Consider the following 24828-nt stretch of genomic DNA (forward strand, 5'->3'; position numbering starts at 1 on the left):
GAATTACCCACCAAAAAAGAATTGTCCGCGAAAGAAAAATGAACGGGGCATGTTGGCATGAGCTACACCAAGGCCAATGCTGCCCTCCCCATTGTTTAGAAACACGTTTTGGTCCAGGAGATTGATGACATCAAACCCCAACAACGCTTTATAGTTATCCCAAAGTGGAAGAAGTTGCTCGATGGAAAGATTATAAGTGGTATACGAAGGGCTATGGGTCGCGTTGGTTTTGCCTCCAGGATTCGATGACCGGAGTCCAGATCCGAATAGCATTTGTCCCGTGATCGTCGTATGTGCTAATGGGCGATAGGTAAGAACAGCCGAACTCGTGACCAATTGCATATGATCACAATACACTCCGCTATTGGAATTTATATCATTAATTTCGTTTTGCTCCAACAAAAAATAACCTGACTGCAGATTTTTCCCGCGACACTGACCCCAAGCGACATTTCCACGCCCGTAGAGGTTTTCCGAAATTTTAGCCTTAACGGTCAGATCAACTCCCCGCTGCCACCCACGTTTAAACGCAAAATAATTAAGGAGCGGAGACGTCCCGAATTGTCCGGCATCTGATAGATTTTTATTCAATTTATAATATCCGGTTAATTCAATTGACAATGAATCCCCCAAGGCATGGGCGGAGCCGACTTCGAAATAATGTGCTCGCTCAGGTTCCACCGTTCGATTAGTCAAATTTTCTGGTTCTGCCGTGGTCCCAATGGTATTCAATTGAAGGAATGGAACAGATTCCAGATTTGGAGGAGTAAATAATCTTCCATAAAAGGCATGAAAGACATGATTAGGAGTCATGGCATAAGTGGCGCCTACCCGAGGACTCACTTGTCCATCATTGGTCAACGCCTGGATTTGATCGAAGCGAACGCCAAGGTTAAAGGTCCATTGAGCCCAGGGGGTCCATTGGTCTTGAATCCAGAATTCCTCGCGCCATCCAATGGTGCGGTTATCGGCATTGCGAGAAATGACTCCCCCTATCGGATCGCCTGCTCCATCTCTCAAAAAAGCCGAGAGCCGAGTTTTATTGACAGCCTGGGTCCTTTGAATCTGGAATCCCGTTTTAATCAAATGATCGGGATTTAATCGATGACTGTAATCAAACCGTATCCCTCCAGCATAGGCCCACCGGTCCTGATCACTTGCCGAAAAAGGCTCGTCAGTATCTTCTGTATAGGATAAGGCATTGAAAGGGTCGGTCGTAAACGTGGCTCGGGAATGCTGAAAAAACCCCGACAGGCTGAGAAATTGATCCTGGCCCCAATCATGTCGCCAAACCATGTGTGAATACTGATTATTCTCCTTTTGGAATTCATCTATATTTTGAGAAGTCACCGGTTCAAAACCCGAATCAGTCCCTTGGATTAACCCCACAATAGTGGGATTTGCCGCTAACCCTGGTTGAGTCGGAATTTGAAATTTGGCAATTGAGTTAAGAAATAACCACGTCACGGTATTCTGGTTATCGATCTGCCAGTCCCCGCGCAGCATGGTTTGATTTTGGTTGCTTTGATCATGAAAAATGGTTTTTCCCAAGGTCGGAGGATTAATCCCTCGGTTTGTGGATGTAAAGCTATTTTGCAGATAGTAGCGAAAGCTTGACCCGACCGTGCCCCCATACTCAAAAGCCGGATTAATGGTTTCATTCGACCCTCCAAAATATTGAACGGAACCAAAGCCAGGCTTTGTCCCGCTTTTAGTGGTCACGTCAATCACGGCTGCGGTTTTATTTCCGAATTGCGCTTCCGGGCCACCTAAAATAATGTCTGCACGCTCCCAAGTTCGTGGAGAAATGACATCTGTAAACACCGAAGAGACGGTATCGGGAATCGGAACACCATCGACCCGGAATTGGTAGTTGGCGTGATCTTGACGAATGTGAACTTGCTTCAATCCCCCGTCTACCGCACTAGGAAGGGTTAAAAGCAGATCGTTCAGAGCGATATTATTCCCTCTGGGTAATTCTTCGATATCCTTGCGACTAACCGAATAGGATTCCCCGGAAAGCCGATGCTGAATAGGAGGCAAAGAGGCCACAACCTCAAGAGTAAGCTCCTGACGATGTGCCAGGGTTAAATTGACCTCAAGCAATGGATCGTTTTCAATCTGAAGAATCGTTGATTCGCTCGATAAATCTGATTGAATGGCTCGAATAGAATAAATACCAGACTCCGGAGGAGCTAAAATAAACTCACCCCCTTCATTCGTCACTTGAGTCTCAATGAGGGTGCCTTCTTGATCCCGCAATTCTACTGTTGCCTGAGGGACTCGGCGAAGATCCTCATATTGCACCAAACCGGTTACAATCCAGACTTTTTTGTTATTGTCTTTTTCCATAGCTTGAACAAGGCTAACACCCACACACGTCCCCAATCCGAAAATCCAGAGAACAAGTCCACACCATACTACCCATTTATCATCCCTAATCAACATCCGGAAACCTCCAGCATCTAACAATCGATTAGCCGCATGTCTCCCCCTGCGTCATTCACAAGCACCCTTCCGCCTTGGAAGGCTGCGCAAGGCTGACTCGAGGGTGAAAGACAGTTGTAAAAAAAGACAATTAGGAGAAAGAGGAAACTGGTGGACCTCGAGGGTTACCGAGGAAAAGGGTCAGAGACGTATACGTCTCTTTTCGATCAAAGGAAAGGAAGCCGGCAACAACAGACCAATGAGATAAACCTGAGGCATCCCAAACTAGAGAATTGGAAGTATGGTGCTGTACCCATTGGCACAAATCATCATCAGAATGTTGATGCCCATCATACTCCACATCAGCAAAGACATGATGGATTTCTAAGGCCTGCACAAACGGTATTGAACTCAACAATACCAAGGCAAGCGCTAGAGCCAATCTGATATTACATCGAGAGATGAGAGAGGGCGGTTTTCGGATCATCAATTTCTTTGCCAATAGAACCCTTGCGGCCAAAAATACCAAAGGCCTTTAGGTGTGTCAACATTAATTGCAACTAAATTGCAATAAAGACTTTTTGAGCATACGGCAACCACAACATTGCCTTGCATGGATTAGCTTCGATGAAAATCCTGTCAACGCCAATAAAGTCAATAAAATTCACAGACCATCCCATCAAGATGAATGATTACCATTTCCAATGTTCAACTCAGTCTTCAAGGCTTGCTCGGTCCCAACCGAAAAGCCTACTGAGGTCCATCTTAAGGATACTAGCGTTACAATCTGCTCCTTGATCGAGGAATTTAAGAATTGGGGACTGCCAACAAACTTTTAATCACCTTTATGGTAATAGCGATCGGTACAGTGGTGGGTGGGCAGACTATTCTCAGTCGATTATCTTTAGACCAATCTCTTCTTCCCACTCGCTCGCTTCCTCCCAAATCAGACCAAATAGCGGCTGGAGCTGAAGATTCTGTGATTTCCCTGGAACATTTAGGAGGTGTTTGGGTAGCTAACGTGGAGGTGAATGATTTCCATGAAGCCAGACTCATAGTTGATACGGGGGCAACATTTACAACCATTTCAGAAGATTTGGCATTTGATGCGGGAATTCGTTCAGATACGGCCAATTCGCCAATTAACCTCCTTACTGTCGGGGGAAGGGTTCAAGCCGAGCTAGGCGTCGCACGAAGAATTCGTGTGGGAAATACAGGTAGAGATGATGTCCAAGTGGTCATACATACTATACCGAACCTCCCAGACGGGATTGATGGCCTCCTCGGACTCAGTTTCTTTGATCGTTTTCTTGTTCGTCTGGACCATTCCAACAAACAGTTACATCTCTCGCCAAGAACTTAGGCTCCAGAGTCCTTTCTCCCTCTACTTTGATATTTTTTGGCTTTTAATCTTGATGTAGGTCCCATCCCTCATCCCTTGACTTGGAGTTTGGGTCCAGGGCATAAACTTTCCATCATCCTTACTCACCTTAAAAAAAAGCTCCTACCTTTAAGATACAGAGAATCAGTCCTTGACAGTTCTCGAAGGCAGTATGGTAATACTACCTTTCCCCTAAACAGACAGGACCTAACCCATGCGATTTTTCATTTATGCGGACAATCTGAATCCCACACAGCTCAAACGACGAGCTCCTGAAGCACAATTTTTATTTATGGCATACCTGCCAGACCATACCATCAAATTTGGACGGTGGTCCAACCAATGGCGCTGTGGATTAGCCACCATTGCCCCTTCTGCTGGCGAGCGGGTGTGGGGAGGGGTTTTTGAGCTCACCCAGGAAGATGTCCAAGAAATGGACAAGTTCGAGGGCGATCTTCCAGAGGGAGCATTTCGTCATGTCGAGGTCCATGTGTTCACTCAGGAAGGAGAAAAAGAGTTCGTAAGCACCCACGTAGCTCAAAGCATTGGAAAGTTTAAAGCCAAAGATCATTATTTAGATTGGATTCTTGCGGGAGTTAAGCATTGGAAGTTACCGGATGAATGCGTGGACATGTGGAATCTGTTTCGCTCTCCTTGAGCCTTTCGTTTATTTTTTCGATTGAATTTTTCTCTTTTCACCTATTCGTTGAGAAGGAGTATTTATGCCAAAACCGAAGTATCATATTCTGGTATGCACGAATTCCCGTCCTCCTGGTCATCCCAAGCCTTCTTGTGGAGCTGCGGGCGCTCAAAATTTATTGATGGCACTCAATATGGGCTTGATTGAACGTGGCGTCCAACCTGGCGAGGTATTAGTCACTGGGACAACTTGCCTCGGGCCCTGCGAAAGTGGCCCTAACGTTGTCGTCTATCCGACAGGAACCTGGTACTCTCAGGTCAAAGACTCCGATGTGGCGGTAATTTTGGATGAGCACATCAAAAAAGGAGAGCCTGCGGCCCAGCTCAAACCGGATTCCGTTTGGTCTTAATTGTCAGGTTTTGCCTATATGGGTTAAGCATGGATGAACATCAACATCATAAAGAACAAGGATCACATACCGACCACTCTCAACCGTCTCATCTCACACACAAAGCACAGAGGTCATCATCTTTGGTCTGCATGGTGCTCACATGTAGTGATACCCGAACGCCAGATTCCGATACCAGTGGAAACCTAATCTGCCATCTTTTAAAAAAGCAGGGTCACTCCATCTCAGAGTACCGAATCATTAAAGATGAACCGGCTGATATCAAAGGCATGCTCCTCCAAGCCAGTGGTCGAGAGGCGCTTCAGGTCATTATTATCAATGGCGGGACAGGTATTTCCCGGCGAGACTCCACATTTGAAGCCGTTGATGATTTATTAGAAAAACGACTTGATGGATTTGGAGAGCTTTTTCGGTATTTGAGCTATCAAGATATTGGATCGTCTGCCATGTTAAGTCGGGCCACCGCAGGAACCTACGGGAAATTGGTAGTATTTTCTATTCCAGGGTCTCAGGGAGCTGTTCGCCTCGCAATGGAGAAACTTATTCTACCTGAAATGGGACATATAGCTGGAGAACTCACCAAATAGGCATCTTTAGAAAAATTCCTCTTCCATTCCCATTCAGACAACCATCTTTCAAGATTGCAGAGCTGGCGTAAAACAATTTTAAAGGTTAATAGACCATCTTTCCTTCCGCCACCATTACCACCTGGCCTCCCACTTTAATCTCTTTAATCACATCATCATCAGAAAAAATCTGCACCAAAATACGGGACGGCCGGTCAATTTCATACCCTTGTTCCATAACCACTTCAGTAGTCGGACCAACTTCTACCACTCCATTTTTGACTAAATAGGCCCCAAGGGCGCCACTTGCGCTGCCTGTTGCAGGGTCCTCCGAAATACCAATGGGATCGGCAAACATTCTCGTGTGAACAGTGGCGCTTTCCTCCACTGTCATCGTTGTAAAGATCATAATTCCATTAGCCCCAAATCGAGCACAAATCTCTAAAACTCCAGCATGATCAACTTCCATGGATTTTGCAGCTGTCAGGCTCCGAATGGGCACAATTAGTACCGGCAATCCTGTCGATACCAATTCAACAGGGAAAAGGGTATCGGCAATGAGTGATCTGTGAATTCCCAAAGCCCTGGCAATATCATAAATGGCTTCCGCCTGTGTGATGACATCTATAAATTGCGGTGAGGGTTGCGACATAATGACCTGTTCAATTTGTCCCTTCAGGACAATAAGGTCAAGCGCATACAGGCCCAGGGTACATTCATAAAAAACTTTCGTCACGGGCTCCTGCAAGGCAAGATGCTTTAGTGTCCCAAGCACGTAAAATGTTCCCAAAATAGGATGGCCCGCAAACGGAATTTCTTGAAGAGGGGTAAAAATTCTCACCTTGGCCGCAGCCTTGGGATCGGTGGGCGGGAGTACAAACACCGTTTCAGACAAATTCATTTCACGCGCAATTTGCTGAAACTCCCGCTCGCTAAGCTCTCCTGGGGACGGAAATACTGCCAAAGGATTGCCGCCAAACGGCTCACTTGTAAATACATCAACCTGATAGAATTGAAGCCAGTTTTTAGTAGAATCCATGATCAAAACATTTCAGGTGGGATTAAAAATATCTCAGATGCATCTCAACATCACAAAACCATAGGAGGTATTTCATCTATAGAGGGAATTTTACTGACCTCCCGTAACCATGCATTCCTCATAAGCTCTTTGCCAGCCAGGAACTCCTCTACCCCCCATTCTTCCATCAGTGATTTTTTCACACATTAACGAATCGTTTTCCTTTTTTTGTTGACTAAATGTCTCTTGGCTTTCCAAATTTCCGGAACACCCTATAGCACCCATTAATAACAAAAAAAAGAACAATCCTCTTAATCTTTTCACCAATATAAACTCCAAACTCTTGATTGGATCAGTAAATCTGGATCATCTATGTTCCCATCAACTTATGCTAGTAATGGGGTCGCTTCATAAGAACGTGCCAAGGGATTATGCACAAAATCCTCCACATAATTTTGTAGTGACCCATTTCGATATAATCGATTATTGGCAAACTTCGTGCTAATTTTTGGCAAAATCCTCACCTTCACTCCGGTCTTATTTACAAAGTCGTCAACATGAACCCCGGCAATATCGCGATTCGGACCTCTGCCAGACTCCACAATACATTGGGGAACATAAATATATTTTTCTTTTGTCAGCCGTTTGGCAATGTCATTCAACGTCAACAGCACCGTACAATCAGAATCTCCCCCAAGGGTGGCATTCGGCACATGAAGAAACCTTGCTCGATTTTTCCTGAACATAGACAATATCCGATACACACTTCCCGCCATGACGACCGAATCCCGTTTTTCTAATTCCAAAGAGTCAAATAGACTAAGAATTCGCTTTCGGTTCAAAAAAGCCGTCACATAGGCTTCAGTATGAATGGTCGTAAAATTTGGGAGGCCGGCATCGTATATCTTTTCCGCCTCAACAGCAAGATATTTTCGACCTTGCCTCATCACCCGACTTGTTGTCTCTTGAATTCCCCCCACCGGCGTCAAACATCCCATCCACAGTACACACCGAGAATTGATTCGGGAAATCGTTTTCGCATCTGCAGACATCGTGTTTTCATCAAAGGCATAAAAATTTGCAGAGGAAACTGCAGGGCCATCCAGGACCTTCATCAGATGTTTAACAGATGGAGCATGCGGCATCAGTTTTTGCCTATACTCCCCAAGGGTAATGACGGATAACTCAAAATTTATTCTCCCGGGATATTGCTCGACCAACCGATGAATCTTGGGAACATGGACAAAACCAACTGTGAAAAATTGAATGCTTTTATCGGTAAATTTCAAAAAATCTTCGATCCATTCCATGGCTTTTGGATGAAGAAACAAATCGGTCCATTCCATGTATTCATTACCGCCCAGGCACCAGAACTGAAGAGGATCTGTTGGCTTGGAGTTAATATAATTCAACATAAACTCCCAGTCTTCCTGGGAGGTTTTTGGTGGATCTAGCGTTTCTCGGTAGGAATGGTCTAATTCATAACAAAATGCACATTTGACGGGACATTCTTTCCCTAGGCTCAACGGAATTTTCCCTGCATCCATTTCCCGCATCAACACATCGCGGTAATCCTGGCTGCCAAATAACTTTGGAGCTTCTAGGATGGGAAGTTCACGGAGCATCGTCAAAAATTTTTAAGAAAAAGACCGGCTGTGGTTAAATTTAAAATCCAATTGACAGCATCGCTGCTCTTTTGAAACACTTGAGCCTATCAATCAGGTTGCTGAGCCGCATAAAACCTTCTGATGAAAATTTCATGATCTCCTCAAGCGACCCAAACTCGATGACCGTCGAACGGGCACTGCTGCTCCTGAATCTAACAGAGCCCTTTTCGCCTGATGCCTTACAGCAACGATATGAGGAAGCCAGGCGAGTCTGGTATCCGTCACGCTACGCAGGCCTCACCAATAACCCAGCGAAGTATATGGAAATGTATAAAAAGGGAGAGGCCAAAACTAAGGAAATACATGCAGCCTATCAAATTCTATCCACTCATCTGCAGAATCGCCGTCCCTCTCGACAACAGGATGATCACGGAGCAGCATGACTAACTACACGGGACATTCCTGATTCACCTTTTGAATTTTTCTCGGAAGGCGCATTAGACACAGGCCAGGTAATCAAACCTTGCACCCCATCAGTTCGTGGTTCATTCTGCCCGGCTTTCATCGCATAGATCTGGGGCAGGTAATTCGTACCAAATTTGGAAATATAGAGGAATACATGTTCCCGGGCATTAACTCTAACAGCCCATGGCTCAAAATCCTTCTGATAAAACTCCTCTGCTAATTGCATCGCCTCCAAACAAGTAATCCCACCTGGTTCTTTCAGCGTGTAATAGTAATCGAGAGGCATATCATACTCTTCCTGCTTATGAATGGTGATACCAAACTTATCAGGATTCCGAACCATTGGTGTATGTCGGTAGGCCACAAAATAAAACAATTCCACCGAATGAATATAGCGTTTATTTTCCAGGAGAAATTCCCTGGTCTCCTCGGCTTCATCCCGTGTTTCGCCCGGAAAACCATAGAAAGCCATCACATGATTCCAGATTCCGGCTTTAGCAGCTTCCCGTAAATTATTTTCAATCACCGCCTTTTTCGCATGCTTATCCATAAGTTCCAATACACGCTCATTTGCCGATTCCATCCCATAATATAGCGTGCAACAGCCAGCTCGAACGGCTTGTGTCCATATTTCGGGATCCTGCAATGATTCTTCGAACCGGATTAAGGTCGTCCATTTTATCCCCACCTGCTCCTCAATCAGCAATTGTGAAACCTTTTTTAATAACGCGGGAGGATAGGATTCATCTGAGAATAAAAAGTGCTCTGCCTGGTATTTCTCCTTCAAAGCTTTGATTTCTCGGACTACATCATGCGCGGGTTTTCCACGGTACTGATCGAAATATCCCTGCCCATGATCACAAAAGGTACATCGTCCCCAGTAACACCCTCGAGTGGCCAAGTACGGTAAAATTCGAACCGGGACAAAATAGGCATCCAAGGGTAATCCCTCAAAATCCGGAAGAGGCAAAGCCGTCGTCTTTTCGGTATATATTTCATCGTTCACACAAATCTCCCCCTCTTGATGCCACATCAAGTTAGGGACCTTGCCCCAGTCCCGTTCACCTGCCAGCGCCTCCAACAACCAAACCAACGCATGTTCGCCTTCGTACAATATGGCCGAATCAAAGACTTGTGTGAAAAATTGCTTCCGTTTTGGGAGATCATCTTTTAACCGGGTAATCACATTGCCACCCACGGTTACATGAATATCAGGAAATTCCTCTTTAATCATTTTACAAAAGGTCATACCCGCCAGAAGTTGCATTTGGGTTCCGACGGAAACTCCTATCACTTCCGGTTGTTCTCTCTGAATAGCAGGAAGCACTAACTGACGGCACACATCCCGATACACGTTAACAAGATCGTCATCCAGGCATGCCAACACTTCAGTTGAAACTCCCGAGCGATACCCTAAATTACTTTCCATGGGATAGAATACGAGGGAAGCGGGGAAATAGGCGGCAGAAATAAACTGCATAACATCGCGAAATGTTTGTAGGGCCCATTCCAGTTTTCCTGCATCATAAAATAACTCGCCTCGCACAATGGCTTTGGCCTCTATAGCTCGTTCAGCCAATTCCATGACATCTATTGCATCTTGCGACGTCAAACACGCCAGTCGGTCTCGTTCCAAATCGGTCAAACCATTGCGGGCTTTCCGTTCGTTCAGATCTCGCCGCTGCTGATCCATCCGAAGCTTTACCCAGATTAAAAAGGTATCACTGAAAAACCAGTCATACATTTCAATATTGACATCTTTCTGTACCACCTCATGGCCATAGGACCGAAGTACGGCGGTCAGACTGGGTAAAGCAAGGTATGGAGCGGTAGGAACCCATTCCGGAGGAAAGAGCAACATCGTTTTAAACGTCCGTCTGGATTTATCGGTCAAACCACCACGCTCGATTTCAATTAAGGTATCAGTCATAGGGTCCACACTCCTGACATTAGACAGAGGCCAATTTCGTTGAGGAATCGTGCGAGTCGAGCCGAAATTGCAGCGAAGGTAACTTATTGGTCCCGAAATGGGCCACGTATAAAAACACATACTCCCGCACGAAAATTTTCAAATCCCACCCAGCATAGTGATTTTGCTCAAATTCCTCGAATACCCGTTCGGCATCCTCAATACTCAATCCTTCTTTCACTGTAAAATAGTAATCCAAGGCCAAATCCCATTCCGGGTTTTTATAATAGGTGATGCCAAATTTTTCAGGATTCTTCGCGACGGGGGTATGTTTGCTCAAATCAAAGGTCCCAAATCCAATCGAATGGACGTGTTCCCGATTATCTTCTAAAAATTGAATAGAAAATTTGGCCTCTTGGTAAGTTTCCCCTGGGAATCCAAAAAATCCCATGACATGATTCCAAACCCCGTGTTTAGAGGACAACTCCAAGCTCCGCTGGATCACCTCCGTCGTGGTCGCCTTATCCATAAGTTGAAGCACCCGCTCACTTCCGGACTCATAGCCCATATGGAGGAATTTACATCCCGATGTCCGGGCATCCGCCCAAACTTGGTCCTCAAGAAGACTCTTTTCAAAACGGATATGTGTGGTCCAGGCAATATCTAAATTTGACTCAATCAATTTTTTGGTGAGTTTCCGAAACAAGGCAGGGGGATATGACTCATCGGTAAAATGAAAATGTCGTGCCTGATACTTATTTTTCAAATAGGTGAGTTCTTCAATAATCTGCCAATCCCTTTTGGTCCGATACCCTGCTGTATAACCCTCACCATGATCACAGAACTCACACCGCCCCCAGTAACATCCACGAGTGGCTAAGTAGGGAAGAATCGGCTCAGGTACAAAGTATTTCTCTAATGGCAATCCGTCGAAATCTGGAGGAGGTAACTCGCCCATATTTTCGGCGTAGGATTCGGAATTCACATGAATCCCCGCTGCATCTCTAAACAGTAAATTTGGAACATGTGATAAATCCCCATCCGAGCCTATGGCTTCCACTAATCGCAACAGGGCAGTTTCACCTTCATAGACAATCGCGCTATCAAATAATGCGAAAAGATTGGGGATATCTGGAAGCACTTCTCTCAGGCGGGTGACGGTATTGCCTCCGATGGTCACATGGATATCGGGAAATTGCTCCTTAATGAGTGCACAAAATGTCATAGAGGAAAACAATTGCTGGCGAAGAACAATTGAAATCCCAATGACATCAGGCTTTTCGGCCAGAATGGCCGGCTTCAAAATTTCCTCAAACACATCCCGATAGATATTGACTTGGGTATCTTCAACGGCTTCAAGCACTTCAGACGACATAAACAGTTTATAGGATAAATCGGTTTCCATTGGAGGCATGCAGATTCTTGCCGGGGCATACACCAAGGATATGGTGGCCGTCACTTCCCTGAATGTGTTCATCACCCATTCCAGCTTGTCACTCTGGTAAAACTCTTGGGTTCGAACAATTTCCTTTGCTTTCTCAGCTCTTTCAGCTAAATCGCTGATGTAGCCTCGGGTACAATTGCAGAGAGCTAACTGAAGGTCCACTTCCTCATCCGTTAACTCACGACTCTTTTTAATCTTTTTGAGACGATCAAGTTGCTGGGGAACTTTTTTAAGAATGCGACGGAGGAAGTCCCGGCTAAAATACCAGTCGTACATTTCTAGATTGACATCTTTTTGGACTACATCATGGCCGGCAGATCGAAGAAAAGCCGTTAAGGTCGGAAGGCTCAAATAGGGTTCTGATGGGTACCAGTCTGGGGGAAAGACCAACAGGATCTTGGCCTTGTTGGTTGACTCTTTGAAATCAGTCGCTCTTGGTAATTGAATCTTAGAGGGGCGAATCAACCCACCTTTATCATAATTTATCCTCATTTTAACACCCTAGGTAAAATTATTTATTCGCGTTTAAGTCAATCAAACTGAAATCTTGAACAACCTATTTCGTCACTATTTCTTGTCATAAAATAACTCATTGATTTTTATTAGTTTTTTTCATTAGATAGATTCCACATTCTAAGTCCTTGAAAAAACCATGGTCAAGGCCAATCGCACGGTCAAACGATATTGAAAGAAATTAATATTTGACCGAATAATATCTTCATATTAGAATCACTCATCTGCCCTGGGAACCCCTTCCTTGTCTGGTAGCGTACTCTTCATCAACAACTCTAATTTTTCTTAGAATTTCTAGGAAATGGCTGTGAGGAAATGACCATGAGCAAGCCTGAATGTCGCAACTGGATGTCGTACTTAATGGATTCGCTAGTCAATTCTGGGGCAATGCCCTCATGGGAAGCCCTCCAATATCTAGTGACGAACCTGCTTGGTGAGGCGCCAAATCCCCACCTCCATCAAAGCAAATCGCCTTATGAAACGACACAACAACTCCTCCATCGTATTTATGGACCAATCGTTGAAGCCGCCTCCCGCACAAATGAGCTTCCAGCCCAAGCCATGATTCATATGTTTACGGATATCAGTCTCATGGGAAAATCGGCAGTCTTGGTGGTGTATTTTCCAGGACACAACGCTCCCCATCAATTGTTGCTATTGGACTCAGTCCCCGCCTGGGACTTGGTATTTGAAAATTCTTCTGCATTCGATAATTGGGCTGAAGAACGATATCAATGGATCGTGAAAGCCCTTCAGAGCATTAGCCACCCAATTGAATCTTCAATGCTTGAATGCCCCGATAACCTCCAACCGATCCTGGTCTAATCTAAGCATGCTTATCAGGAGGTAGACGTTAGAGCGAAGTTGGCAGAATTTTCTCCGCTATTGGACAATAAGGAAGCCTTGGCTAAAACGCTACCAGCCCGGGATAATAATTTTCATGGGTTTCTTTTCATGGGTTTCATTGAAAGGTATGTTCCCCAAGAAACAAAGAAAGTCTCACGTAGATGGGACATTCACAAGCGGCGATTCTAGCCAGACAAGTCCTTTTCTTTGTCAGACTTGACAGTCCAACTGACGAGGCGCTATCCCTGAAACATTACGATACAACATGAGGTAACTATGCCAATCAATGTGTTACTCAAAAACTCCCCGCGAGGCCGCGGTCCAGAGCCAAGCCAAGCTCTTTCAAAAGAAATTCAGGAATTACCAGAAGGTGAAGAGCGGACAAAAGAAGCGGATTTGGCAGCTCAAGAAATTCAGGCCTTATGGGAATCTCAAGAAATTGGGATCAGCCGTTGGTCGGGTGAAAGTGGCCAACGATATTCTGATCCTGATTAGCACTCGTAGATTTCAGACCAACTTTATTACACTCCTCCTGTCCCTCTCCCAAGGGTTTATTAGAGGGATCCCGCCACTCTCAAAAATTGAAAATCAAAATTCTCTATATCCTCAAGTAGGATCATAGGACAAGTTTGGGGAAAGCCAGCGTTCCACCACCGAGACATCCATCCCTTTCCGCTTGGCATAATCTTGGATTTGATCCTTCTGCACCTTTCCAACGGAAAAGTATTTGGCTTGGGGATGCGCAAAATAAAAACCACTGACTGACGCGGCCGGATACATGGCAAAGGATTCGGTCAGCTGAATACCTACGGTTTTCTCAACCTGCAACAACTCAAACAAATGCTGTTTCTCAGTATGGTCCGGACAGGCCGGATACCCCGGCGCGGGGCGAATTCCACGATACTTTTCTTGAACGAGCTCCTCGTTGGTCAATTGCTCATCTTGGCCAAATCCCCATTCCTGCCGTACTTCACGGTGGAGCCATTCGGCAAAGGCCTCGGCTAATCGATCGGCCAAAGATTTAGCCATGATAGCGTTATAATCATCATGATCCTGTTCAAACCGCTGACAGAGGGCTTCGATCCCGATGCCGGCCGTGACGGCAAAACCACCGATATAGTCCGCCTTTCCGCTGGACTGCGGGGCCACAAAATCAGCCAATGCAAAATAAAAATCTCCTTGAGGCTTTTCTATTTGCTGGCGCAAAGTATGAAAGACTGACACACGCTCCGAACGCGTCTCATCTTTGTAGATAATAATGTCATCGCCCTGACTATTGGCTGGAAACAATCCATAGACACCTTTGGCCGTAAGCAATTTTCGATCAATGATTTCTTTCAAGAGCTTTTGAGCATCGTCAAAGAGTTCTTTGGCCTTTGGCCCAACCACGGAGTCTTCAAAAATTTTCGGAAATTTCCCGCGCAATTGCCATGCGTGGAAAAAGGGGGACCAGTCAATTAGGGGAACAAGCGTTTCAAGTGCCACATCCTCAAGAACTTTGCAACCAAGAACACTCGGCTTGGCAAGGGACGCTGTCTCCCAATGAATGTCGAAGGGCTGCTTTCTCGCTTCTTCCAATGATACAAATTTTTTGGCCGTTGTCTTGGATAGATAGGCTTCCCGCGTTTTCTGTTGTTTCGCCTGCACATCCTGCACAAAAGCGTTTTTATCATCAGGGCTCATTAACTTGCGTACGACATTAACCGCTAAGGACGCATCTAATACATGCACGACTGGGCTGGTATACCCAGGCGCAATTTTTACCGCTGTATGGGCCTTGCTGGTGGTGGCTCCGCCAATTAGCAGAGGAATGGTAAAGCCTTCTCGACTCATTTCTCGTGCATTATGAACCATTTCATCCAAGGAAGGAGTAATCAGTCCACTAAGGCCAATCAGATCCACATTTTCTTGGCGAGCGGTTTGCAATATTTTGTCACAGGAAACCATCACACCCAGATCGAGAACTTCATAGTTATTGCAGGCTAGCACGACACCGACGATATTTTTTCCAATGTCATGCACGTCGCCCTTTACTGTCGCGAGCAGAATCTTACCCTGGCTTCGACTCTCACCTTCAACTTTTTCCGCATCCATAAACGGCAACAAATACGCCACAGCTTTTTTCATGACTCGCGCGCTTTTGACCACCTGAGGCAAAAACATTTTTCCCGCGCCAAACAACTCCCCGATCACATTCATCCCATCCATTAAAGGCCCCTCAATGACATCCAGAGGCTTAGGGTATTTCTGACGGGCTTCCTCCACATCGGCATCAATGAATTCGACAAGTCCCTTCACCAACGCATGCGAAAGACGTTCTTCTACCGTGCCCTGGCGCCACACATCATCAATCACAGTTGCTTTGCCCTGTTGCTTGACCGTCTCCGCGAAGGTAACCAATTCCTCAGTTGCTTCCGGCCGACGATTCAACAAGACATCCTCTACTAGTTTGAGGAGATCTTTGGGAATTTCTTCATAAACTCCCAATTGGCCGGCATTCACAATTCCCATGTCCATCCCCGCCTTGATGGCATGGTAGAGAAACGCGGAATGTATAGCTTCGCGAACCGTATTATTTCCCCGGAAGGAAAAGGAAATATTGCTGACTCCACCACTGACTTTACAGAAAGGCAACGTGGCTTTGATTTGTCTCGTGGCCTCAATGTAATTCACGGCATAGGCATTGTGTTCCTCCATGCCAGTTGCGACGGTCAAAATGTTGGGATCAAAAATAATGTCCTCCGGTGGAAAATTCAGCTTCTCAGTCAGGAGACGATAGGCCCTCGTACAGATTTCCACTTTTCGTTCAAGCGTATCTGCTTGACCTGTTTCGTCGAATGCCATTACCACCACGGCAGCACCGAAGCGACGAATCTTCCGAGCCTGCTCCAGGAATTGGTCCTCGCCTTCCTTGAGACTAATGGAATTGACGACACCCTTGCCTTGAATACACTTGAGTCCCGCCTCAATGACTGACCACTTTGAGCTATCAATCATAATGGGAACACGGGCAATATCCGGCTCGGATCCGATCAGATTTAAAAATTCTACCATTGCTTTTTGGGAATCCAAGAGCCCTTCATCCATATTCACATCGATGATTTGCGCACCTCCTTCGACTTGCTGGCGCGCCACAGCCAAGGCTTCTTCAAGGTTCCCGTTGAGAATCAATTTGGAAAATTTCGGTGAACCCGTTACATTGGTCCGTTCACCAATATTGACAAAATTCCCCTCTGGTCGAATAGTCAGTGGTTCAAATCCGCTCAACCGAGTGAGGCGCGGAACATGGGTTTTTTTGTGCGGAGCACAATCTTTGACCCCTCCCGCAATCGCTCGAATATGTTCGGGCGTACTTCCGCAGCACCCACCCACAATATTGACCCAGCCTTGTCTGGCAAAATCGCGAAGATCTCCACCCATTCGCTCTGGGGTCTCATCGAACCCGCCGAAGGCATTAGGCAATCCCGCATTGGGATAACAACTGATATAGACGGGCGCCACTTTGGAAAGCTCTTCAATGTAGGGGCGCATTTGTTTGGCCCCTAAGGCGCAATTAATCCCCACACTTAAAAGGTTGGCATGAGAAATGGAATTCCAAAACGCCTCAATCAGTTGCCCTGATAACGTCCGCCCACTGAGATCGGTAATCGTGACCGACGCCATAACGGGGAATTGGCGGTGCACTTCTTCGCTGTACTGAGCAATAGCATAAAAAGCGGCCTTCGCATTCAACGTATCAAAAATCGTTTCGACCAGGAGAAGGTCGGCGCCACCCTCCGCCAAACCCCGAACCTGATCATAATACGCTGCGGCTAAGTCATCGAAGGTGACCGCTCGAAATGCCGGATTATTCACATCAGGCGACATCGATGCAGTTCGATTGGTGGGGCCTAAGGCCCCTGCGACCCAACACGTCCGACCAGGTTTCTCTGCCTGTACCCGATCCACCGCACGCTTGGCCAATTGTGCCCCTGCCAGATTTAACTCATAGGCCAAATCCTCCATCCGATAATCGGCTAGAGAAATGGCATTGGAATTAAAGGTATTCGTCTCGATGATATCGGCACCAACCTGAAGGTATTGCACATGGATATCTTCAATAATTTTTGGTTGCGTCAGGCTTAATAGGTCATTGTTGCCCTTGACATCACAGGCATGGTCCACGAAACGCGTCCCGCGAAAATCCCCTTCACTCAGATTATGAGCCTGAATCATGGTACCCATGGCCCCATCCAGCACAAGGATTCGAGATTCTAAGGCCGCTTCTAATGTGCTCATTCTTACCCCCTCATCATTCAAAAAACATCCCAGCTCACAGTCAACAACTCAAGACTTCTCAGCCATTTCTCATCCCCATTCTTGACTTCTATGAATTTCAAGAAATAGGATTATGAAATTCACTATCTTTTTATGACATTTTCCTTCCCACTTTGTAAAAGGCCACTTTTATGGGTGGCCTTTGCCGCATTATTTACAATCCTTTGTAGCATAGGGGGAATCTTGTGGCCTACCCCTGTTTCGGCCAAACCCTATTTTGAGGACGGGTATTTAGGGTTAACACAAGAAGAATTACGCCAAACACTAGGAACTCCGATGGCAGTTCGTTCTCGAAAAGCCGCCCTCCGTGTTTTCAGCTACTATACGTTCCCTGATTGGGAAAAGTACTTCAAAAATTTGGTTTCACCCGGAAATGGCGAAGATGTTTACACCTTTTCCCGGAATGGCATCCAAGTTCGCTATTCCTTCTCCTATATTCCCGATTTAAATGAAGGCAAGAACATTCCGACGTTGTATGTTCAGCGATGCGAAGTGGAATTTTCCCCTGCGGTTCCCTTACAGGATATTCCTTCCCTTGTCCCTGAATTTGTTCCTCCGACCGATCCGTCAGCGCCAACCTTCCGATCCAATCTCTGGGTCCTGCTGTTTAAGGGGTCTCCTTCACCGGAAGCCGATTTCATTGTCAAAGAACAAGGAAAAGAAAAGCTTACCTGGTCACTGGCCTACCAAATGTTTGCCATTAATGGAATTCCCAATATCCTCTCTGTCGACATCCCGATTGACCGGCTGGAAATTACGACTCAAAGCCTTCAACTCGTCAGAACTCAGCAACGATTAACTCATGAACCCATCCTCAACCCCTTTTCACCAGAATTCCAGAAACGTCTTCCTGCTCCATCGGCACCGATCAAATCCGTTCCTCAACCCCACTATGAGGATTGATCTTCTGCCTAAATTTTGTTTAGAGTTTGACTCCTCGTCGACCTTACTCAAATCTAAGATCCCGTTCTTCTCCTAATGATAAATAGCCCTCGCCCCATTGATTGGTGTCCTCAATATTCCAATCATTGACATCGTTTGCGAGTTTTAGTCGAATACCCCAGTTTCCTCCAAAAACAATAAAGGCTGAACCTGCACCTGAATCTTCTACCCTTTGCGCAAAAGCAGGACAGAGCGGTTGAACAGGATCATCACACCACCCCGTCACCACACACCATTCTCCTTGGGAAATCCGATCATAGGATTTTACATGGGACACCCGCCGCGGAGGTCCTAATTCCTTAAACCTTATAAAATATGAACCCTCAAAATTCGGGTTCTGTTCAACTTCCAGAAACATACAATTCTACCTTGACCTGCCTGGAAATCCACTGTTAGATTAATGAGTAAATTACCTTAATTATGATAACACACGAAAATCTCAAAATGTCTTCACCGTCACTATCTGCAGAGAGAAACATTTCACGTCCGGAGACTGAACAGTTCTCCCAGCCGACAAGCACCGATTCTCACATTACCCCATGGATCTGTCGACGCCGGGTTCGGCTCACAATATATGGTTTTTTGGTAGCTTTTGGGCTCTGGATGGTCGGATGGGGCGTTGTACCACGATTACTTGACCCAACCTTTGAACAGCACCTACAAGATAAATCTGTTATGGCTGGGATGAGTCGCGAGCAAGTGATGGATGCCTGGGGTTCCCCTTATCAAATGAATGTCAGCTATACGGAAAAAGGGATACGACGAGAAGAATGGATATATGAAGACTGGCTGGACTCAAGCACGATTAAGCACAGATATCTCTACTTTGAAGAAGGGAAATTAATAGGAGGCTGGTATTGAGAAACGTTCTGTTCCAACAAAAGGTTGGAGTGAAACGCGACTCATCAGAAAAAACTGGGCCATTCCTCACTAAACCTAAACCTTTCTCAATGTATGGATATGCTTAAGGAGTTTCGGTAATTTGGGCTCGCCTTACTTTTCCTGTTCCTCCAGAAATAATTAAAACCCGTTTCCATTCGCGAATTTGATAAATCCCCCAGGCATTGGGTTGCCCCTGGTAAAATGCCAGAGGATCTTCGCCTTTGGCACTTAAGTACGTGGGCTCGGTGAATCCCTCATCCATAACGTAATCCATTAAATTTTCGGCTGTGACCCCTTCGCCCCGTAGAGTCACGTTCGCTAAAAATTCTAAAATGGCATCTGGATCGGCCAGGTTAATTGGTTGCATTGTTACTGACTCCTTTGATATGTGATAATGTGATATCATTACAATAGGCATGCAGGATGTCTATCATAATCTCATATTTACTAAAAAGCCCACCTTTTCATTTCAAGCAAATAGACCGTAATAAGGGATAACCCCTCTGTATGAGAAAACTTTCACCAGAACAATTTCGTGACCGAATATTTGATGTGCTGCGCCGAAAACACCATTGGGCGACCGCCTTTCTTGAAGGTAGCACGATTACTAAAGAAAAATTGAATATTTTTTTTCATCAGGAATACGTCGTCTATGTTCGCGATTTCTCTGTACTCCTCGCTCAGATTCTTGGGAAAAATCCTCCATGGGAGGCACGCCGGCTGCTTGCCACAATTATCTACGAAGAGGAAACCGGAGGATTCTCTCTTGGACAGCCTCACCAAGAACTATTTCTTCACATGATGAATGGATTGGGATTTGATAGGGCTGGATTCCGGGATGTGGAACTGTTGGCATCAAGCCGTGGATATCGAGAATGGTTAAATCAAATATGCCAAGACGAAGAGTGGTCGGTGGGAGCGGCGGTTCTTTCAATTTTTATAAAAGGAACGGCCAACGATCCGGAGGAAGTGCTATATCCCAAGCCAGCACAAAACCAGGATGAGATTGAAGATATTGTCCGGAAACATTATCTCAGTCAGCACCAAGGCTTATCACCGGGATTTATGGATTATATTCGTGCCCAACATATGTTTTCCGCAGGATCTCGGAAAACGGTGTATGACATGGTGACGCATCATACCGATGAAAGCGGTGATCAGATCAAGGTACTCTCGCTACTAGAAGAGGCATTAAACTTGTGGTCACGATATCAGGAGGGAATTGCCCGTGCCTGTGGTATTCGACAAACCTGATCATTTCCATCTGTTTTTGGTCTCCATTGCGGTCACAAAAATTCCGGCTCTTGTTTCCTGAACACCTGGCGAAGTGATCCAAGCACTGCCACATTCATTCACACCGTCTTTAGGTCATTTTAAGCCGCTAGGATTCACTAAACGATGTGTGATTATCGCTATCCTGGCAATCTTTAATTTGCAGTGCTCTTGGACTCCTGAAGTAGAAACGGTTCTCTATGAGAGTCCTGAGTGCGTTATTTCCCTAAAAACATCTCACGCTCTAAAGCAGGCTCCGACGCATCCAGCATTTCTTTCTGAATCTCTTATTGCCAAGATTTTAAATGGCATGACCATCAGCCAACAGGAAGGCATACTCCAACAATTACTGCTTTCAAATCACCGCCCCGTTCCAGCATTTTCTCCATCTCAAATAATTTTTTTGGCACCCCACGTATCCATGGCATTTTCTCAGGTCACACCAGAAGAAGTTATCCATTTTAAGTGTCCACCGACTAATGAGCAGCATTTTCCGACCCAGGGAATGCTCGCTGCTTTTCCTCCATCCACTCTTCTGTTGACTTTGGAAAATTTAAAACCCTACCCTGGGGTATCTCCAAAAATGCAAAATTCTCCTCAAAAACTCCAGCCAACCTCTCTGGTCTTTTCCCATCAGGCTTCCATAAGGGCAGAAGAGATCCAAAACTTCATGACGATTCCCTCGACGTCCCATGGTATTATCATCAACTATCAAATTCTCGAACCTCTAAACCCAATCGAGAAAGAGAATAAACGAACCCAGCCTAGCACACAGACGACCCCTCATAAAAATATTGAACCACCCATGACCATAGATTCACTGAACTCCCAGTTGCGAAACCTTCAAAAAATTGTAGACCAACAAGCTGAAGAAATACGACGCCTTCAAAACACCTCCGCTCAATAGACAAATCATTCCGCATATCCCAATTACTTCAAACGGTCACAGTCTCGTACATGGGTTCAGTCCGAAATTTTCCAGATTGATTTCAAACGGCGGTTACCTAAACCTGCACAAAAGTTCTTTGCTTTGTATGGGGATAAATGGCACCCCAGAGCGAGGCGGAGGAACCCAGGGGTGAACGACAATGAACACCGGGCGAACTGGTCACGAGAGAATCTCACGGCCCAGGAGTTGGCCGAACAGACATCTCAAGCCGGACCGCAGAAGGCATCGCATTTCCAACATGGCGCGGTCAAGTTTTCGGGGAGGTTTCAAAAACGTCAAACATCCAACCTCTCTACTTACGTACTGTCTGCTTACTGGGGAAGCGTAAAAATTGCTAATTGGGGAACCATGGCATCTGAGAAGCCACGGTACCAATGCTCACAAATCGACCGAGGGCTCGATCAATTTGAAAGCGTCAAACCCTTATTTTCCTTTATGGGTACCTCTTTGAGAAAACCAGAAAAACTTTTTCGGCCAGGTACCCAGATTGAAGGATTTTGTGTACAACGGGGATATCTGCAGGAGGAAAAGCAAATGAATTCAATTCATGCTTGTAAACCCAGGCGATCTCAGAGCATTCTAACGCTTGAGGAATGCCCTGAATGATGGAACAGGTAAAAAAATTCAAATCCACCATTTTTTCTGGATACCGATAATGGAGGGCATAAAACGGAAGAGGCTCACTAATATCCACTCCTAACTCCTCTCTCACCTCCCTGCGCAAGCACTCCTCCAGAGTCTCTCCAACTTCCTTTTTTCCCCCTGGAAATTCCCAAAGCCCCCCTAGATGGGATTCCGGCTTTCTCCTTGCCAAAAGAATCATATCTTTCCGGCAGATAATGGCGGCAGCCACAACAATAGTCGACGACTGCTGCAGATTCCTACCTTTCGTCCGAAGAAACAGTGAGGCAAATATTCCTCATTGGACACAATAAACAAGTGGGTTTTCTGGCCGTACACATCATGGCCCCAAAATCCATTAACGCCTGATTAAAATCATACCCTTTGCCTCTGGGAATAAGTGTTTCAGAGAGAACCCATAACTCGGTCTTCTGCTTCTTGGCCTCCCCTTTCCCAATAAATATCCGGTGCAATACCCGCATCACGTTGGTGTCTAAAATAGGCGCATCTTTATTAAACGCAAATGATCTGATGGCTCCTGCGGTATAACGACCAATGCCCTTCAGAGAAAGCAGCTCTTCTGCCTTACTGGGAATAGCTCCGCCATAACGCTCAATCGTCTCACAGGCAATGCCATGAAGACGGTATGGTCGAATATTGTACCCGAGGGGATACCACGTCCTGCGAATATCATCCGGGTGAGCGACCGCTAGATCCTGCAGAGTAGGATATTTCCCAAGAAATTCATGGAATTTAGGTATAACCCGATCCACCTGTGTCTGTTGCAACATGACCTCAGAAACCAGAATTTTATACGGATCGCTGGTTCTCCTCCATGGAAGATCCCGCCCGAATTCCCCATACCAAGTCAGGAGACGTTTTTGAAATTGTGTTTTTTTAGATTTTGGAATGCCCTGAATAGCCTTAGCATAAGGCCTGGATTTTTTTTTACTTTGATGTTTGATTATCTTCGCCATCAACCAGAGTTTTTTCCAAGTTTTGATCCTAGCCAAAACAGGCCAGGGCTTCACCACATTCGAAATACATTCTCAAAAATTAAACAAAAACATCACTTTATCCCAACAAGCCACAAAAATTCATCTACTACATGAGATTCCATGAAGCCGTCATATTATTTTCTAGACAGGGGTCTCTAAGATCGGGTAATGTCCCGCACATTGAGCAGGACCGTTTTGTTCCTTTTCATGTGTCCCCCCATCCACAGGTTCCTTCTATTTGAAAAACTGAGGGAATAGACGAGGTCCTATGATTTCTCTAAATCTTTCTTAGCGGTCAACCTTCAGGAATCCCGGGTCTTTGTCCAACTATGGGGACGATTTCCGGACCAGGAACTGCCCCTCCCCTGCCCCCTCTCAGGGGAACATTAAGATATTCTTCCGTTCACATTTTTTCCCCATTTTCATTCCGTGCATTCCCATCCCTACCGTCTGTGACGTGTAGGGATAGGTTCAATGTTCAACATTATATTTTTCATTAACACCAAACAGGAGGTTTCTTATGCTCCCACACACTATCCCTCTTTCCAAATTTTATCCAAGTGAAACCACAGAGATTCAAAAACTTGCCCAAAGCACGGCTGAACTCATTTCCGGATTCTCAAAAAAAGGAGGACCAACCCTAACAGACTATCCTTTGCTGAATACACTCCTTCAACAGTTTTCCCGAGAAAATATACACAAGATCTTTTCCGCTGATCAATTAGGATTGATTCGAGCGGCTTTTGGAGAAGCCCTTTCACCCGCAACCATCCAGGGTTGGGCGTACCATAAACCGTTAGGATATGCAGGCGATTATCAAATTATTGAAAAAATATACAATTACGACACATCTTCTAACCCTCATCTATCTAGGTGGGACGAGTTTTTTCATACCCAAAAAGCACCTAAGGCAGTCAGAAACCGATTATCTTTTTTCCTTGACTCATTGTGGAAAACCAAAATGGAAACCCCGTCAACCACCCATATTCTCAATTTAGCCTCCGGCCCTGGGCGGGATATGTATGAAGCTCTCAAGGTTCTTGGGACATCTAAACTCGAGATTGATTGCGTTGATCAGGACGCACATGCCATCGATTATGCCAAGGACCTTTGCCGTGACTTTCTTTCTCATATTCAGTTTACGCACAAAAATGTGTTTCGTTTTTCACCGACCAAAACCTACCACCTGATTTGGTCGGCGGGATTATTTGATTATTTCAATGACAATATCTTTAAGCGAACCTTAAAAAGGTTCTTTACTCTTCTCAAACCAAATGGAAAAATGGTGATTGGGAATTTCACCACTGAGAATCCCAGTCGCGGCTATATGGAACTTTTCAAATGGGATTTATTTCATCGAAGCCAAATGCACCTTCGCATGCTTGCGCAGGAATGCGGGTTTACAGAGAATCAAATCCGTATTGAACAAGAACCTGAAGGGGTCAACCTATTTTTGGTAATCACAAAGAATTAATCAGAACAAAAGGCCATCCCCCCCTTTCGCATCGCCCGGGAGCATGGCATTTTTAAGGACAGTGGTCATAAAAACAGAAAACGGGGGAATCCGTCACCAGTAGATATTCCCCCGTTTTTACCGAACAATTATGCAAATGCCAAAACAC

22 protein-coding genes are annotated in these 24828 nt (G+C 45.5%); 12 read left to right on the forward strand and 10 right to left on the reverse strand.

Annotation, left to right across the window (positions count from 1 at the left end; all coding sequences use genetic code 11):
- Positions 1-3 precede the first annotated feature (3 nt).
- Positions 4-2448, reverse strand: a complete 2445-nt coding sequence (locus LX98_RS09825) for a TonB-dependent receptor domain-containing protein (protein ID WP_496428727.1) — start codon at positions 2446-2448, stop codon at positions 4-6.
- Between the two features lie 793 nt (positions 2449-3241).
- Here LX98_RS09825 and LX98_RS09830 point away from each other — a divergent pair.
- From LX98_RS09830 to LX98_RS09845, 4 genes are all read left to right on the forward strand, one after another.
- Positions 3242-3790: an aspartyl protease family protein gene (locus LX98_RS09830; RefSeq protein ID WP_496428728.1), complete on the forward strand. Its 549-nt coding sequence runs from the start codon at positions 3242-3244 to the stop codon at positions 3788-3790.
- 232 nt (positions 3791-4022) lie between these two features.
- The gene (locus LX98_RS09835; protein WP_496428729.1) at positions 4023-4466 is read left to right on the forward strand and encodes a gamma-glutamylcyclotransferase; all 444 of its coding nucleotides are present in this window, start codon (positions 4023-4025) and stop codon (positions 4464-4466) included.
- 64 nt (positions 4467-4530) lie between these two features.
- Positions 4531-4857 (forward strand): (2Fe-2S) ferredoxin domain-containing protein, encoded by a 327-nt coding sequence (locus LX98_RS09840; protein ID WP_312641022.1) that lies wholly within the window; start codon positions 4531-4533, stop codon positions 4855-4857.
- Positions 4858-4886: 29 nt separating this feature from the next.
- Complete coding sequence (locus LX98_RS09845) at positions 4887-5444, forward strand: molybdenum cofactor synthesis domain-containing protein (protein ID WP_496428730.1); 558 nt, start codon at positions 4887-4889, stop codon at positions 5442-5444.
- Positions 5445-5529: 85 nt separating this feature from the next.
- On the opposite strand, the gene LX98_RS09850 is transcribed toward LX98_RS09845, so the two are convergent.
- Both LX98_RS09850 and LX98_RS09855 read right to left on the reverse strand, forming a co-directional pair.
- Positions 5530-6462 (reverse strand): PhzF family phenazine biosynthesis isomerase, encoded by a 933-nt coding sequence (locus LX98_RS09850; protein WP_496428731.1) that lies wholly within the window; start codon positions 6460-6462, stop codon positions 5530-5532.
- 365 nt (positions 6463-6827) lie between these two features.
- Positions 6828-8066, reverse strand: a complete 1239-nt coding sequence (locus LX98_RS09855; RefSeq protein ID WP_496428732.1) for a hypothetical protein — start codon at positions 8064-8066, stop codon at positions 6828-6830.
- Between the two features lie 134 nt (positions 8067-8200).
- On the opposite strand from LX98_RS09855, the gene LX98_RS09860 reads away from it, so the two are divergent.
- Complete coding sequence (locus LX98_RS09860; protein ID WP_496428733.1) at positions 8201-8491, forward strand: hypothetical protein; 291 nt, start codon at positions 8201-8203, stop codon at positions 8489-8491.
- Here LX98_RS09860 and LX98_RS09865 read toward each other — a convergent pair.
- Positions 8476-10443 carry a radical SAM protein gene (locus LX98_RS09865; protein ID WP_496428734.1) on the reverse strand — a complete coding sequence of 656 codons (1968 nt, stop codon included), beginning with the start codon at positions 10441-10443 and terminating at the stop codon, positions 8476-8478. The genes LX98_RS09860 and LX98_RS09865 overlap by 16 nt on opposite strands.
- A 19-nt stretch (positions 10444-10462) precedes the next feature.
- Positions 10463-12358, reverse strand: coding sequence for a radical SAM protein (locus LX98_RS09870; protein ID WP_496428735.1), 1896 nt, complete (start codon positions 12356-12358; stop codon positions 10463-10465).
- Between the two features lie 342 nt (positions 12359-12700).
- Here LX98_RS09870 and LX98_RS09875 point away from each other — a divergent pair, with 342 nt between their 5' ends.
- Positions 12701-13204, forward strand: coding sequence for a hypothetical protein (locus tag LX98_RS09875; protein WP_496428736.1), 504 nt, complete (start codon positions 12701-12703; stop codon positions 13202-13204).
- Between the two features lie 297 nt (positions 13205-13501).
- Positions 13502-13720: a hypothetical protein gene (locus tag LX98_RS09880; RefSeq protein ID WP_496428737.1), complete on the forward strand. Its 219-nt coding sequence runs from the start codon at positions 13502-13504 to the stop codon at positions 13718-13720.
- A 111-nt stretch (positions 13721-13831) separates the two neighbouring features.
- On the opposite strand, the gene metH is transcribed toward LX98_RS09880, so the two are convergent.
- The gene (metH, locus tag LX98_RS09885) at positions 13832-17503 is read right to left on the reverse strand and encodes a methionine synthase (RefSeq protein WP_496428738.1); all 3672 of its coding nucleotides are present in this window, start codon (positions 17501-17503) and stop codon (positions 13832-13834) included.
- A gap of 222 nt (positions 17504-17725) precedes the next feature.
- Here metH and LX98_RS09890 point away from each other — a divergent pair, with 222 nt between their 5' ends.
- Entirely contained in the window at positions 17726-18445 is a 720-nt protein-coding gene (locus LX98_RS09890) for a hypothetical protein (RefSeq protein WP_496428739.1), read from the forward strand.
- Positions 18446-18488: 43 nt separating this feature from the next.
- On the opposite strand, the gene LX98_RS09895 is transcribed toward LX98_RS09890, so the two are convergent.
- Entirely contained in the window at positions 18489-18842 is a 354-nt protein-coding gene (locus LX98_RS09895) for a hypothetical protein (protein WP_496428740.1), read from the reverse strand.
- A 62-nt stretch (positions 18843-18904) separates the two neighbouring features.
- On the opposite strand from LX98_RS09895, the gene LX98_RS09900 reads away from it, so the two are divergent.
- The gene (locus tag LX98_RS09900; protein WP_496428741.1) at positions 18905-19345 is read left to right on the forward strand and encodes a hypothetical protein; all 441 of its coding nucleotides are present in this window, start codon (positions 18905-18907) and stop codon (positions 19343-19345) included.
- A 103-nt stretch (positions 19346-19448) separates the two neighbouring features.
- Here LX98_RS09900 and LX98_RS09905 read toward each other — a convergent pair whose 3' ends face one another.
- Positions 19449-19733 carry a hypothetical protein gene (locus LX98_RS09905; protein WP_496428742.1) on the reverse strand — a complete coding sequence of 95 codons (285 nt, stop codon included), beginning with the start codon at positions 19731-19733 and terminating at the stop codon, positions 19449-19451.
- A 140-nt stretch (positions 19734-19873) separates the two neighbouring features.
- On the opposite strand from LX98_RS09905, the gene LX98_RS09910 reads away from it, so the two are divergent.
- Together LX98_RS09910 and LX98_RS09915 are read left to right on the forward strand one after the other, a co-directional pair.
- Positions 19874-20620, forward strand: coding sequence for an iron-containing redox enzyme family protein (locus LX98_RS09910; RefSeq protein WP_496428743.1), 747 nt, complete (start codon positions 19874-19876; stop codon positions 20618-20620).
- Between the two features lie 148 nt (positions 20621-20768).
- The gene (locus LX98_RS09915) at positions 20769-21545 is read left to right on the forward strand and encodes a hypothetical protein (RefSeq protein ID WP_496428744.1); all 777 of its coding nucleotides are present in this window, start codon (positions 20769-20771) and stop codon (positions 21543-21545) included.
- Between the two features lie 475 nt (positions 21546-22020).
- Here LX98_RS09915 and mutT read toward each other — a convergent pair whose 3' ends face one another.
- On the reverse strand, positions 22021-22440 hold the full coding sequence (gene mutT / locus LX98_RS09920; protein WP_496428745.1) for an 8-oxo-dGTP diphosphatase MutT: 420 nt from the start codon (positions 22438-22440) through the stop codon (positions 22021-22023).
- A gap of 28 nt (positions 22441-22468) precedes the next feature.
- Positions 22469-23185 (reverse strand): A/G-specific adenine glycosylase, encoded by a 717-nt coding sequence (locus LX98_RS09925; protein WP_496428746.1) that lies wholly within the window; start codon positions 23183-23185, stop codon positions 22469-22471.
- 541 nt (positions 23186-23726) lie between these two features.
- On the opposite strand from LX98_RS09925, the gene LX98_RS09930 reads away from it, so the two are divergent.
- The gene (locus LX98_RS09930; protein WP_496428747.1) at positions 23727-24680 is read left to right on the forward strand and encodes a methyltransferase domain-containing protein; all 954 of its coding nucleotides are present in this window, start codon (positions 23727-23729) and stop codon (positions 24678-24680) included.
- Positions 24681-24828 lie beyond the last annotated feature (148 nt).

This window comes from Nitrospira marina, assembly GCF_059568365.1.

Excerpts from the sequence above, each read along its gene's own strand:
- LX98_RS09825 (WP_496428727.1), bottom strand. The coding sequence starts at position 2,448 with ATGTTGATTAGGGATGATAAATGGGTAGTATGGTGTGGACTTGTTCTC.
- LX98_RS09835 (WP_496428729.1), top strand. The coding sequence starts at position 4,023 with ATGCGATTTTTCATTTATGCGGACAATCTGAATCCCACACAGCTCAAA.
- LX98_RS09840 (WP_312641022.1), top strand. The coding sequence starts at position 4,531 with ATGCCAAAACCGAAGTATCATATTCTGGTATGCACGAATTCCCGTCCT.
- LX98_RS09845 (WP_496428730.1), top strand. The coding sequence starts at position 4,887 with ATGGATGAACATCAACATCATAAAGAACAAGGATCACATACCGACCAC.
- LX98_RS09850 (WP_496428731.1), bottom strand. The coding sequence starts at position 6,462 with ATGGATTCTACTAAAAACTGGCTTCAATTCTATCAGGTTGATGTATTT.
- LX98_RS09855 (WP_496428732.1), bottom strand. The coding sequence starts at position 8,066 with ATGCTCCGTGAACTTCCCATCCTAGAAGCTCCAAAGTTATTTGGCAGC.
- LX98_RS09860 (WP_496428733.1), top strand. The coding sequence starts at position 8,201 with ATGATCTCCTCAAGCGACCCAAACTCGATGACCGTCGAACGGGCACTG.
- LX98_RS09865 (WP_496428734.1), bottom strand. The coding sequence starts at position 10,443 with ATGACTGATACCTTAATTGAAATCGAGCGTGGTGGTTTGACCGATAAA.
- LX98_RS09870 (WP_496428735.1), bottom strand. The coding sequence starts at position 12,358 with ATGAGGATAAATTATGATAAAGGTGGGTTGATTCGCCCCTCTAAGATT.
- LX98_RS09875 (WP_496428736.1), top strand. The coding sequence starts at position 12,701 with ATGAGCAAGCCTGAATGTCGCAACTGGATGTCGTACTTAATGGATTCG.
- LX98_RS09880 (WP_496428737.1), top strand. The coding sequence starts at position 13,502 with ATGCCAATCAATGTGTTACTCAAAAACTCCCCGCGAGGCCGCGGTCCA.
- metH (WP_496428738.1), bottom strand. The coding sequence starts at position 17,503 with ATGAGCACATTAGAAGCGGCCTTAGAATCTCGAATCCTTGTGCTGGAT.
- LX98_RS09895 (WP_496428740.1), bottom strand. The coding sequence starts at position 18,842 with ATGTTTCTGGAAGTTGAACAGAACCCGAATTTTGAGGGTTCATATTTT.
- LX98_RS09900 (WP_496428741.1), top strand. The coding sequence starts at position 18,905 with ATGATAACACACGAAAATCTCAAAATGTCTTCACCGTCACTATCTGCA.
- LX98_RS09905 (WP_496428742.1), bottom strand. The coding sequence starts at position 19,733 with ATGCAACCAATTAACCTGGCCGATCCAGATGCCATTTTAGAATTTTTA.
- LX98_RS09910 (WP_496428743.1), top strand. The coding sequence starts at position 19,874 with ATGAGAAAACTTTCACCAGAACAATTTCGTGACCGAATATTTGATGTG.
- LX98_RS09925 (WP_496428746.1), bottom strand. The coding sequence starts at position 23,185 with ATGGCGAAGATAATCAAACATCAAAGTAAAAAAAAATCCAGGCCTTAT.
- LX98_RS09930 (WP_496428747.1), top strand. The coding sequence starts at position 23,727 with ATGCTCCCACACACTATCCCTCTTTCCAAATTTTATCCAAGTGAAACC.